The organism is Saccharibacillus sacchari, from assembly GCF_037722395.1.
Taxonomy (GTDB): domain Bacteria; phylum Bacillota; class Bacilli; order Paenibacillales; family Paenibacillaceae; genus Saccharibacillus; species Saccharibacillus sacchari_A.
In genome coordinates, this window is the sequence record NZ_JBBKAR010000005.1 from 1 (window position 1) to 14,569 (window position 14,569).

The following is a 14,569-nucleotide window of genomic DNA, read 5'->3' on the forward strand; positions in this document are numbered from 1 at the left end:
AAAGGGACAGTTTACCTAGACGAAGTTTCCAGAAATGAAAAACTTGATTTTTTAGTTTTATATTCATCTTTATCTTCAATAGTTGGAAATCGTGGACAAACAGATTATTCTTATGCAAATTCTTTTATGGATTACTATGGAGAATGGCGTTCAGCACAAAAGGCCACAGGCAAAACAGTAGTGATAAATTGGCCTTTTTGGAAAAATGGAGGAATGAAACTTGAACCATTCACTGAAAATTTCTTCTCCACCACATTAGGATTATGTGCTTTAGAAGACAATGAAGGAATGTTGTTGTTGGAACAAGCATTAAGAGGCAGCGAGGTTCAATACATTCCTATTAAAGGTGATAAAATCAAGTTGTTGGATAGAATGATAGAAAAGAAAGGGAGAGAGCAAACATATACGAAGAAAGATAGTAATACCACGATCGAGGCAGAGAATCAGAAAAGATTATTTCATAGAGTCAATAAAGAGCTTATCACCATTATTCATGAAATTTTGCGTACAGATAAAAATAAGATCAATCTTGATGCAGAGTTGAGTTCATTTGGCTTTGATTCTATTTCTTTTACTCGATTCAGCAATGAATTGAATAAGCGATACGATCTAGATGTTATGCCTTCCTTGTTTTTCGAGTACCCAACACTAAGATCGTTGTCTACATATTTCGCAGATCGGCATGCAGAAGTTTTGAATTCTTACTACGGTTTTGAAAGAGATACTGAAGTGACTAAGAGAGCGCCTCAACAATATTCTGTTAATAGCCAAAATGTGGTCAGAAAAGAGAGCAAACTTTATCAAGTGGACGAAAGAAGTAAAGAGGCTTATGAACCTATTGCAGTGATCGGAATGAGCGGCATCATGCCTCAATCCGAGGATCTTGAAGAGTTCTGGGAACATCTGAAAGCAAAAGAACATTTGGTTACAGAAGTTCCTTTAGATCGGTGGGATTGGCGAGAATATTATGGAGATCCAAAAGAAGAAGCCAATCAAACCTACGCCAAGTTTGGCGGATTTATGAAAGAAGTTGATAAATTCGATCCGTTGTTTTTTGGTATTTCTCCAAAGGAAGCGGAACTTATGGATCCACAGCAGCGGTTATTCATGCTTATGGTTTGGCAAGCTATTGAAAATGCGGGTTATAAGCCTTCAGATCTTTCCGGAACACGAACTTCACTTTTTGTAGGAGTAGCGACGCAAGATTATAACGAAATTTTAAAAGAAAAAACACCTTTTTTACAGCCACAGTCTTTAACAGGAATGACTCATTCAGTACTGGCTAATCGAATTTCATTTTTGCTTAATATTCTTGGCCCTAGTCAACCTGTTGATACAGCTTGTTCTAGTTCTTTGATTGCGATTCATCAGGCTATAGAGTCTATTCATCATAGCGGCTGTGAGATGGCTATTGCAGGTGGAGTTAATGTTATGTTAACTCCAACCCTTCATATCTCCGAGAGCAAAGCAGGTATGTTAAGTTCGGATGGAAAATGCAAAACGTTTGACGATCGAGCTGATGGCTACGTCAGAGGTGAAGGCGTTGGCGTGATTTTATTGAAATCCCTTCATAAAGCCATTGAAGATGGAGATTATATTCATGGTGTGATTAAAGGGAGTTCAGTAAATCATGGAGGGCGGGGAAATTCTCTTACCTCTCCTAATCCTAACGCACAGGCGAATGTATTAATCGATACTTATGAGAAGGCAGGTTTTTCGCCAGATACAATAGGATATATAGAAGCGCATGGAACCGGAACAGCTCTTGGCGATCCCATAGAGATCAATGCTCTAAAAAATGCCTTCTCTACCCTATACAAAAAACACGGTTTGACTTTAACGAAGCGAAAATCATGTAAGATCGGTTCTGTTAAATCTAATATAGGTCACTTGGAAACGGCTGCTGGAATAGCAGGTGTTTTAAAAGTGTTGTTATCCTTGAAACACAGAACTATTCCGGCAAGCTTGCATGTCGAAAATGTTAATCCTTATATACGTTTAGAGGATACTCCGTTTGAAATTTCAACTGAAACAACCTCTTGGGAAAGCATTGAAAAGAAACAAGGGGAGAGGATTCCGCTTCGTGCCGGGGTTAGCTCTTTCGGCTTTGGTGGAGCTAATGCTCACTTGGCGATTGAGGAACATATTCAACCTGAAGTATCAGGCGCAAGTGCCTTTAATTCCGAACAAATTGTTATTTTATCGGCTAAGAGCGAATCGGGATTAAAAAAATACGCGTCACGTTTGATCGACTACATTCAAAAAGAAAAAATGAAAACGGATACTTTTGAGCCAACTAGAAATACAGAGATTTACGATTTTTTAATTGAAGCGTGCTCTCAATTGTTGAGTATTGATCCCACGGAAATTTCTTTAAATGAAACATTTGAGGAGAACGGCTTAGATTCGTTTCATCTTTCTCGTTTAACGGATGCAATAAACGATCACTTCAAGGTGGATATCCAGGGTTTTGAGACGTTGAATTGTGGTAATCTCCAACAACTAACCGAGCTATTGATTAAAGCTATGAAAGAAGCATTGAACTCGCAACGGCATTCGGTTACACCAGTAAAACAAAACCTATTGGAACGTGATTTCTCTTTAAAAGATGCGGCTTATACTCTTCAAGTCGGCAGGGAAGAAATGGATGAAAGATTAGCAATAGTAGCAACTGACTGGTCACAACTGAATAATATTCTGCTTGCTTATACGGAGGATAGAGAGCACGAAAACCTGTATACGGGGAATAGTAGGTCTGCTAGTGAACTAGCTCTTATGCTGACAGACGGCTTAGAGGGAGAAGAATTTTTACGGACAATCGTTAAAGGTCATAAGTACGGGAAACTAGCTCAACTATGGGTTTCTGGCAGTTCTATAGATTGGAAGGTTCTTCATAAAGAGGGTGGCTCGCGAAGAATTCCCTTACCTACGTATCCATTTGCTCAAAAGCGTTACTGGATTCCGGAATTTGCAAAACATTTAAAAACACAGCAGAAGCTCGATGCCGGCTATCAGGAAAGATTGCATCCGATGTTGGAACGAAACATCTCTACGCTGGAGGAAACGCTATTTAGTACAACTTTAAGGTTAGACGACTTCTATATTCGAGACCACGTGATAAAGGGACAGATGATGCTCCCAGGTGTAGCTTACTTGGAAATGGCTCGTTCCGCAGGAGAAATAGCAAGTGGGAAAAAGGTCTTTAGTTTACGCAATGTGGTTTGGGCCAGTCCGATTTTGCTTACACAACCTGAAGTTCATGTGAGGATCAAGCTTGAAAAAAATACGATACAAAATGAAATAATTGAATTTCAAATCTTGGGTGAAAACAATAAAGTTCATGCGAATGGCAAATTAGTTTTCGAGCCTCTCGGAGATTCTTTTGAGAACTTCGACTTAGAATCTATAAAGAACCGCTTGTCTACTTCTATTCAAAGTTCAGAGCATTATCGCACCTTCTCAGAGATCGATTTTGAATATGGAAAAACTATGCAACCCGTTCAGCAGATACTTGGAAGTGAAAGAGAAGCCTTATCTATCCTTAAGCTACCTGAAAAACTCGAAGACAAGTTTTACGATTATGGCTTACACCCTTCGCTTCTCGATGGAGCGTTACAGACTGTCAAAGGGATCGGAAATTCTAATGGCACTTCGGAGGCCTTCTTACCTTTTTCAGTGGCCTCTGTAGACTGCTTCCTTCCCTTGACTACAAGCTGTTATGTGTACGCTATACAAAATACTAAAACCGATTCACAACAAGGAATTAAGAAATTCACTATTGTGATAATGGATAAAAACGGTGAAGTCGCAGTGAAATTCAACGATTTTACAGTTAGGGCTACTCGTCCGATCACAAAAGCACCATTGCCAAACGATAAATTATCTACAGTGTTTTTCAAGCAAAGTTGGGTGAATAAAGTTCTTCCCCAAAATGATATTTTTATTTCAAAAGTTGAACAATCCGTTCTTGTATGGGTACCAAACCTAGAGTTTATCGAAACATATTGTCGAGAATTAGATCCTGAGAAAACCACATATGTATTGCCAGGAAGCGGCTTTGGATTTTTAGGAGAAAACCTCTATGAAATCAATCCAACTGATCCTGAGGATTATAGAAGACTTCTACTCGAATTGAAAAGGGAAAATAAAAGCTACTTACACAGCATACACTTGTGGACATGCGGTCTACTGCAAAAGCATACTTCGCTGGAAATGAAATTGGAAAATGGAGTTTATGCCTTGTTCTATTGGCAACAACTTCTGTTGCAAGAGAACAAAAAGGGCAACTCAAAATTAATCTATGCTTTTATTGAAGATAACTATGTTACAGAACCTGCATATGCTGCAATTTATAGCTATCTGAAAACGTTAAAAAATGAAATGGATGGATTTAGCTTTAAAACTGTTCAGCTAAGACATAGTGACCAGGACAATAAGAAATTTACCGTGCGTGTGTTACTTGAAGAACTCAATAGTATAGCAGATGAGAATTCAGCTATTTTTTACAGTGAAGATGTACGTTTCGTTCAAGAAAACAAGGTTGATGAAAGCACCTTATCATCTTTAAAACCATCGATGTTTAAGGATAAGGGAGTCTACTTGATAGCTGGAGGAGCTGGAGGGATAGGACTCATCTTATCTGAGTACTTAGTGAGCAAATATCAAGTCAATATAATTCTTTCTGGAAGATCGGATCTTTCAGTCGAGAAAAAGTTGCAGATGCAGAGAATGAATAAAACAGGATCAGAAGTTACTTATATTAAAGCTGATCTTACGATACTTGATGATGTAACGCATTTGGTCGATTCGATAAAGTCAAAGTATGGATACATTGACGGAGTCATTCAAACAGCAGGATCGAATCTAGATAAATTGGCTATATTGAAGAACAAGGAGCAAATGGAACTTGTATTTGGCTCAAAAGTATCGGGAACCTATCACCTGGATGAGGTTTTAGCAAACGAAAATTTGGATTTCTTCGCTCTATTCTCTTCTATGGCTGCTATAGTTGGAAATCCGGGGCAGAGTGACTATGCTTTTGCAAACAGTTACGTGGATCATTTTGCAGTTTATCGCAATGAGCTCAAAAAGCAAGGGCTCAGAAAAGGAGCATCCTTAAGCATTAATTGGCCATTATGGGCTGATGGAGGCATGGGAATCGATAGTAGACATCAACTTCAGAAGTTAGAAGAAGCGGGTATCGTACCTTTGCCAAGCATAGAGGGGATCAACATCTTGGAACAGATGCTGATATCGGGAGCACAACGATCCATACCTGTTTATGGTGAGAGAGAGAAAATAGTTCCGGTTATCGTGTTGAAGCAACCTGAATATATCAAACCTGAATCCAGTAACACATCATTTGTTGAGAATGTTATACCACAATCGGCAGAAGAATTTGAAATTGAGATTTCTGAAATATGCTCGCAGATGCTCAAAATTGATATTGGAGATTTAGATAGGGAAGAACGTCTAATGGATTACGGAGTGGACTCGATCACGATGATTGCACTTTTAGCGAAGCTTGAGAGTCATTATGGTGAAACAATGGATCCCAATCTCATTATAGAATATCCAAGTATAAGAGAAATCGCTCGACATCTGAGTAAAACGATAAAAGGCACAGTAAAACCACAACAACATCATGATTTGATTAAACATGTAGATCAAGAGAAGGATTTTATGTTTCTCGAGAATAAAGATTTAAATAAAGCTAAGGACTCTACGTATTCAATAGATATGAGCGATAAAACAATAGATCCAGCAGTTGATAAACAAAAAGTCGCTGTGATCTCTATGTCTTGCCGTTTTCCAGGATCTGAAAGCATAGAGCAGTATTGGGATAATCTTCGTGAAGCAAAAGATTCAATAACAGAAGTACCAAGTGATCGATGGGATGTAGAATCATATTTTGATACAGACAAGTCAAAGGCGGGCAAAAGTTACTCAAAGTGGGGAGGATTCATCAAGGATCCTTTTGCATTTTCGCCTATGCGTTTTGGTATTGATCCTAAAGATGCAGTAACAATGGATCCCCAGCATAGAATTATGCTTGAACTTGCTAACGAGTTATGGACGAGGGCGGGTTATAAAAAAGAAGAAGTGGATGGAAGCAACACCGGAGTGATTCTAGGTGGGGGGGCTAGCTCCTACGTAAAGATATCAGAATCCAATCTTCCTGAAGAATATCAAAAACATATTGTAGTAAACTCCATACCTAACATGATGGCCGCACGCATCTCTGACTATTATAATCTGACAGGAGTTTCTCAAACCATTGATACAGCGTGTTCTTCTGCTTTAGTAGCCATTCATCAAGCTTGTCAGCACATTATCCATGGTGAGCTCGATATGGCGATTGCTGGAGGAATAGAACTTCTTCTCGACTCTTCTGTATTTGTAGGCTACAGCAAAGCAGAAGTGTTGTCTGATGATGGGAAATGTTACGTTTTCGACGAGCGTGCCAAAGGATTTGTCTTAGGAGAAGGTGGAGGATTAGTACTTTTGAAGTCTTATGAAAAAGCGTTGACTGATGGAGATGACATTTTAGGCGTAATTTCTGCTTCAGCAGTTAATAATGATGGACATACCATGGGACTTACAATACCTAATCTGGAAAGGCAAAAAGACGTTATAAGAAAGGCCCTAATCAAAAGTGGAATCAGTCCTAAAGAAATAAATTATCTGGAGGCGCATGGGACAGGAACGCTTCTTGGCGATCCAATCGAAATCAAAGCAGCTACGCAAGTGTATCAAGAATTTACGTCAGAAACTCAATTCTGCGCTGTAGGTTCAGTTAAATCTAACATTGGACATTTGGCTCGTGCAGCGGGAGTGGCTAGTTTTATTAAAGTGATATTAGCAATCAGTAATAAAGAAATTCCACCAACTTTACATTGTCACTCGCCGCATCCGAGATTTAAATTTGAAGATTCTCCATTCTATCCTATTCAGACTCTTAAGCCTTGGAAGAGTACTCATGCGAAGCGAACTGCTGCGATTTCATCTTTCGGATTTGGCGGAACTAATTGCCATATGATTGTAGAATCTGGTCCCGATACTTATAAAGGCAATCGTGAAAAACAGAGTATCGTACAAGGCGAATATGAGCGAACGACTTACCGCTGGGGATCGAACGACTCATTGAGTGGGCCTGATCGCAAACATGCAACTGAACAGATAAGACTTGATACACACAAGCTTCAATCTATGTCTACATTATTGGATGATATCGAGAATGGCAGAATTTCTGTCGACCAAGCATACGATCAAATGATAAAAGAGGATATCGTGGATGGGAGTGAAAAATATGAAGACGGACATTAAACATGTTCTGCATCGTTTAGAAAAAAAAGAGATATCTAAAGAACAAGCCATGCTTCAAGTGAACGCCATCAAAAATCAAGAAGAATGTTGGAGTTTCAAATATAACGAATCGTATTTGAAGGATCATACCGTATTCGGGGAACAAGTTTTGCTAGGAGTCACCCATTGCGCTTTAGCTCTAAATGTTGCTCATCGTCTCAAGGGAAGTTACCCTGTCCAGATCAAAAAAATGCTTTTTGAAAATCCGATTTTTGTATCCCCAAATGACTATATTGATATTCGGACGGAAGTAGAGAAAAAGGGAGCGGACATCAAATCTTTCATCAGCTTTTATAAAAAATCGAATGATGTCGATTGGAGCAGAGCTGCTTCGGCAGAAATTTTGGATAGCTTAAATCATTCACAGCCTTTTCCTGTAGACTTTAAATCCTTGATGAAAAACGGTAAGAATGAAATGACAGGTAAGGATGTTTACGGAAATTTATCTGATTCTTCGGTTGTTCACGGTACGACTTTGCAAACAGTTAAAAAAGTAAGCGTGGGTGAAGAGTTTGTCATTAGTACTCTAAAGTTAGCTGAAGAATATAAAGATTCGTCATACCTCATTCATCCTTCTTTGATGGATGGTTCTATAGTGAGCAGCATGTGTGGGATTGAAAGACCTAAAGGGACATTCATCCCCTTGATGGTCAAAAAAATCACAAGTTATGGCTGCGTGCCAGAAACATGTTATTCGGTGTCAAAAGTAATTAAAAAGAATACGGAAATTATTGAAGTGAACATATGGATTTGCGATGAATCCGGAGCTTGTCTTCTTTTCTTAGAGGGATTGACCTGTAAAAAAGTAGATCCAACTGTTGTTGGTATTCAAAATCACGACAAGGAAAACGAAACAAAAAGAGTGAATGAGGAAAAGAGTCATGTAGATCGAGAACAATATACCAAGCCACAAGTAAGTTTAGAGACTAAAGCGAAGCAATATTTGCTAGGTCTCATTGAACGTTTGCTTCCCAAAGGGCAAAGATTGTCGGATGAACACAAAAATTTCATGGATATAGGGATCGATTCTACACAGTTAATTAGCCTTGCACAAGATATTGAGCATGACCTCAGCATTGAGTTATATCCTACGCTGTTTTTTGAATATCAAAATGTCAAAGATCTATTGAATTATTTCTTGGAGAATCATGCAGAAGCGTTAAAGAAGAAGCTGAATGTTCAGGAAACAAAGCAGGATACAAAAATAAAGGTAAAAATCGATGAAATAGTAAAAAATGAAGAGGAATCGGCTGCGAATGGGAATTTTGAGTTTGTATCTAGCAATGATTCAACACAACAAGTGGAGATTGACGAACATGATATTGCAGTCATTGGGATGTCAGGAGTTTTCGCGGATTCGCCTGATGTACATACCTTCTGGGATAATATTCGTCAACAAAAGGATTTAATTAGAGAAATACCCAAAGACCATTTTGATTATGAGCCTTGGTATGATGCTAAACCCTATGCTCCCGATAAAATGTACTGCAAGTGGGGAAGTTTTATTGACGAAGTGGATAAATTTGACGCTGAGTTCTTTAATATTTCTCCTCGTGAAGCAGAGATGATGGATCCACAAATGCGATTGTTGATGCAAGTCATATATAGCACTTTAGAGGATGCGGGTTACTCAGGTAAGATTGCTGGCACTAACACGGGAATGTATGTGGGTGCTTGTTTTCAAGATTATAAGGACCATCTGCCAAAACGAGTTGACCCTCATTCCGGAACAGGCAACGCGTCAACCATGTTAGCCAATAGGCCTTCCTTCTACTTTAACTTGCTTGGACCTAGTTTATTTGTTGATACGGCTTGTTCTTCCTCTCTTGTTGCTCTGCATTTAGCTTGTACAGCAATACGAAACAAGGAATGCTCTATGGCTTTTGTGGCCGGAACAAATTTGCTTTTAAGCTCTCATCATTACCGTTATTTCTGTAGCATAGGTGCATTGTCCCAAACTGGAAGGTGCCATACCTTCGATAATGCGGCCGATGGGTATGTTCCAGGAGAAGGGGTAGGCGCGGTTCTTGTAAAACCTTTGAGACAAGCTCTTGAAGATGGCGATCGAATTCATGCTGTGATTAAAGGTTCTGCTATTAACCATGGCGGGTATACACCATCCATTACGGCTCCAAGTATGAAGCAGGAAGCTAAGGTGATTTTAGACGCTTGGAAAGATTCGAGAATTGACCCGCAGACGTTAGGATATATTGAAGCCCATGGAACGGGGACAAAATTAGGGGATCCTGTAGAGATCAATGCGCTTAAAGAAGCATTTAAATCATATTCGATCACTGGAGAACCTTTTTGCGCCATTGGATCAGCCAAAGCACATATTGGTCATGCTGAAGGGGCGGCGGGAATAGCAGGTCTAATCAAGGTGATTCTATCCCTGAAAAACAAAGAGATTCCAGCGATGCCGAATTTCAAAGAAATCAATTCTTACATCAAACTAGAGGGTTCTCCTTTATACATTAATAATGAAGTTATTCCTTGGGAAAGCAGTAACGAAGAGTCTAGAAGAGCAGGGGTAAGTTCTTTCGGATTCGGAGGAGCCTATGCGCATATAGTAGTAGAGGAATATATCCAGTCTCCTGAAGAGAATGTTTTTGAAGAAGATGAAGGTCCTTCTGCATCTATTATTTTACTTTCTGCTTTAAACAATGAACGTCTTCACGAAAAGGCAAAACAGCTTCGATCTTATATCATGCAAAAAAAGGGGAATCTAAGACTTGAAGAAATAGCCTACACGTTACAAGTTGGTCGTCAGCACATGGGAGAAAGAGTAGCATTTATTGCTGAGGATATCGATTCTTTAATAAAGAAACTAACAGACTTTATGGATGGCTATGGGTTAGAAGAAGGAATTTATAAAGGCAATGTAAGAGAGAATGAGAAAACATTGAAGCTGATCTTATCAGGCGTTTCAGGAACTGACTTCATGCACTCGATTTATAAGAATCAGGAATTGGATAAACTTGCTCAATTATGGGTGTGGGGAAGCGAAGGAGATTGGAAATCAACCCAATCGACTAACAAACTGATATATCTACCTTCTTATCCGTTTGCTAAAAAGCGTTTCTGGGCATCTCCATCTAAACCTGAGGCGTTAATCGAAAAGAAAACGTCTGTTTTAGGGCATTTAAATTCTCGCAGATCCCTTTCAGAAGCCGCTCTTGTCTATGACATCCCTATTTCTTCAAACCATCAAATGATGAACGAACATCAGGTTTACGGGAACCCGACTTTACCAGCTGCAGCTATATTAGATATAGCCGTAGAGGCGGCATCTTTGTTAGAGAATGAGCAATCCATAGCACTAGAAGACGTAGTATTCCTAAAACCGTTAGTAGTTAAAGAACAAGAAAAAATCATGTTTTCTTTAAAGCGTGAAATTAGTGGTCATGAATTCGAGTTACAGATCGATAATCAAACGGAAACCCAATCGTATGCTCGAGGCAAGATCAAGTTAGGAGAGAGATTGCTTGCATGCCCGCCTATCGGAATTACTCAATTCATAAGAGAAGCAGAAAGCGAAATTCATAGAGAAACAATATACTCCACGTTTGATAAATTAGGAGTCAAATACGGAGCCTTCTTCAAGTCTATTAAACAGGTGTGGATGAAAGGTTCTCAGGCTCTCTGCCTAATTGATATACAAGGAGGGGATTTTCAATCTCCAACACCTCATCAGATTCATCCTTCGATTCTGGATGGTGCTCTTCAAAGCATTCTGGCTATCAGAATGGAGATAGGATCAGAGGGATTAGGATTGCCTTTTAATATAGAAAGATTGGAGAAACATGGGCCACTTGGATTGAAGGTCTATGCTTACGTAGAAGCCCATTCAGAGAATAGATACGACATAATAATCATGAATGAAAGCGGACAGATAGGTGTCGTTATCAGAGGTTTTTACCTGCGGCCCATAAATAAGTCTTCTTCGTCCTTTTTTTATGTTCCGAAATGGAAATTGACTTCTCAATCTCTAAATTCTAGTACATCCATGCGGAAAACAGTACATATCGTTGCTCCTTCCGATGTTGGAGTCATGGTGCAAGCAATCAAAAAAAAGCACCAGATGGATGATGTTAGTGTAAGAGATTATGGAAAGTCACTCGACCAAAATCAAGACTCACATTCTGAAAAGCCAGATCTCATCTATTTTTTAGGAGGTTTTGTTTCTGATCCAGAAGAGTATTCCACGTTGGAACTAACAAAGTTGCATGAGATTCACGAAAGGGGAGTCATCAGTTTCCAGCGCTTGCTTCAAGAATTACTAGCAAAAGGTTATCGAGATCAAAAAATCGAAATTAAAATCATTACTAATCAGGCATTCTCCCTGGATCATTGTATAGTCTCTCCCTTCGCGGGAGGCGTACTAGGTTATGCAAAAGCCGTTGTAAGAGAAATTCCGCAGTGGACAATGCAATGTATCGATATATCCACAGGCCATTCAAAAAATGCAGAGCATCTATGGACAAAAGCAGCAGAGCAAGCCACGATGAAATTTTGTGGAAATCAAGAATTGATGATAAGAGAGAGCGGATGTTATACCCGAGCATTGTATGCAGCAGAGTTTGAAAAATCGGAAAAATCACAGTTTAAAATGGGTGGCACTTATATGATTGTGGGTGGAAAGGGAGGCATTGGACTTGAGCTAGCTAAGTATTTGATTGGAAATTATAAAGCCAAAATAATATTAACGGGTAGAAGCGCTTTGAGTAATAGCATGCAGGAAGAAATCAAAGAACTTTCAACTTCAAGAAACGAAGTTTTGTATATTCAAGCGGATCTTACAGATGTTAAACAAATGCAATCGGCTAAAGAAGTAGCTAAACAGCATTTCGGATGGATAAATGGCGTGATTCATTCTGCTGTCATCCTGGAGGATCAAAGTTTAGAAAATATGAAACAAGAAACGCTTTTATCTGTCATACGTCCCAAGGCAGAAGGAAGTCTTATTCTGTATGAAGTATTCAAAAATGAAGAGCTCGATTTCATGTTATTTTTCTCTTCAATCCAGTCTCTTTCTGGCAATAGTGGCCAAAGTAATTACGCTGCTGCTTGCTCTTATAAGGACGCTCTAGCAAATTGGATAGGAGAGCGAGTAAGCTACCCGGTAAGAACGATCAATTGGGGGTATTGGGGAAGCGTAGGAGTTGTGGCGAGCGAAAACTATCAAAAGCAACTTGCTGCCAAGGGCTTATTTTCTATCCAACCTGCCGAAGGCATGGATGCAATAGAACGGATACTGACTTCAAATATACGTCAAGTTATAGCAATTAAGGCCGATGCCAAAGTAATGTCTGCTTTGGGAGACGAAGCCGGAAAGAAAATGAAAGTTGCCCCTTTAGATTCTAATTATTCTGACCTAGAAAGAATCGCTGAACGCTCTACTTGGCCCGAGCAAGGGGGGGAACAGCAGCAATTGTCCAAAGACTTCTTTGAAAAGATTGAAAAATTCGGACAAGAATTGTTATTGAACGTTCTTTCTGATATGGGTGCTTTCTTACCAGAAACGCTCTCAATCAGCAAAAAAGAGCTTTTCAAACGACTCAACATTACTCCTTTTTACTCTAAACTATTCGATGGCTTATTAAACATTCTAAGGTCAGCAGATTATCTAGAAAATATTGATGATGAAATCATGTTAAAAAGCAATCTGAAAGTTCGGACTAGGGAAGAACTTTTACAACAAAAGAAAGAATGGATGATCTCTTATCCTGATATCGTCCCACAACTTGAACTGCTTTGGCAGTGCATAAGTCACTACCCTGCAGTCTTAACTGGAAAATTGAAAGCAACCGATGTGCTGTTCCCAAATTCGTCTATGGAACTCGTGGAAGGTATTTATAAAGGGAACGCCAACACAGATTATTATCATAGTTTAATGACTGAGGCCACGAAAAAATATATTGAGAATCGTCTGACGAAAAACCCGAAACATAAAATTAAATTATTGGAAATCGGAGCTGGAACTGGAGGAACCACATCCTGGATATTGAAAGGAATAGAAAAATATCAGGAACATATTGATTATACGTATACAGACATTTCACAAGCTTTTTTAAAATATGGGGAACAAAAATTTAGCCCCCACTATCCATTTTTGAATTTCAAAAAGTTAAATATAGAAGAAGACATAAGTAAACAAGGCTTTGCATATGCAAGTTATGATGTAGTGTTGGCTGCGAATGTTCTACACGCCACAAAAAATATAAGTGAAACTATAGAACGTGTAAAATCACTCATTTCACCTCATGGTTGGCTTTTGATTAATGAAGCAACGCAGCGAATGGACTTTTTGACGATGACCTTCGGGCTGTTAGAAGGATGGTGGCAGTCTGAAGACCGCAACATTCGTATTCCACATTCTCCTCTGCTTTCCGAATCTTCTTGGGCAGATCTCTTAAAAAGAGAAGGGTTTACAAATGCAGTCCTCCCTGATCGTAAGCATTCATTAGCTTCGACTCAACATGTTGTCATTGCTGAAAGCAACGGTTGTTACAACATAAATTCAAAAGAAAAACAACAAGAAAAATCAAACTTAATTCCAATAAAGCGAATTGAGAGTGTAATTGATAAACCGGTTGAAACTCGCAAAATACAGAAACAGAATACTAAGAAATCGTTAAATGAAACTGAAATTCAAGATCGAGTTAAAATGATCCTTTCTCAAGCATTGCAAGTAGAGATCGAAGCCCTTACAAGCGATAAGCAATTCTCAGAAATGGGCGTTGATTCTATCATCGGATTGGAACTTATTTCAGCAATCAATGAGCACTTTGGCATTATTTTAAAAACCACTGTGCTATTTGATTACAGTAACGTCAGAGAACTTTCTCTTTACATCAAGAACAATTTTGAGCTTGAAGCAATAACGATTAAACAAGATTCGAGTTTTGAACAGAAAGAAGGTTTGAGTGCCGATGTTCTAACTTTTAGAAAAGAAAACCATAATGTAGAAAGACCATTATCTGAGAAAGAACTTCTTGGATTTGTAGAGGAACATTTAAAACAATTTTTGCAATCAACATTAAGAATGACAGAGCAAGAGATGGACTTGAAAAAGCCATTCACTGATTATGGTTTGGATTCCATATTAGGATTGGAATTGATTCAGAGTTTGAATGAGAGTCTAGACATTTCATTACGTACTACTTCCCTTTTCGACTACGGCAATATTTATGATTTATCTCGG

The 14,569-nt window shown here is 38.9% G+C and carries 2 protein-coding genes; both read left to right on the forward strand.

Annotated elements, in window-relative coordinates; genetic code table 11:
• The coding region (locus tag WKI47_RS02595) for an SDR family NAD(P)-dependent oxidoreductase (protein WP_340225632.1) at positions 1-7,326 on the forward strand (7,326 nt) is incomplete at its 5' end.
• Positions 7,295-14,569: SDR family NAD(P)-dependent oxidoreductase (locus tag WKI47_RS02600; protein WP_340225633.1), on the forward strand; the 7,275-nt coding region annotated here is incomplete at its 3' end. The genes WKI47_RS02595 and WKI47_RS02600, both read left to right, overlap by 32 nt.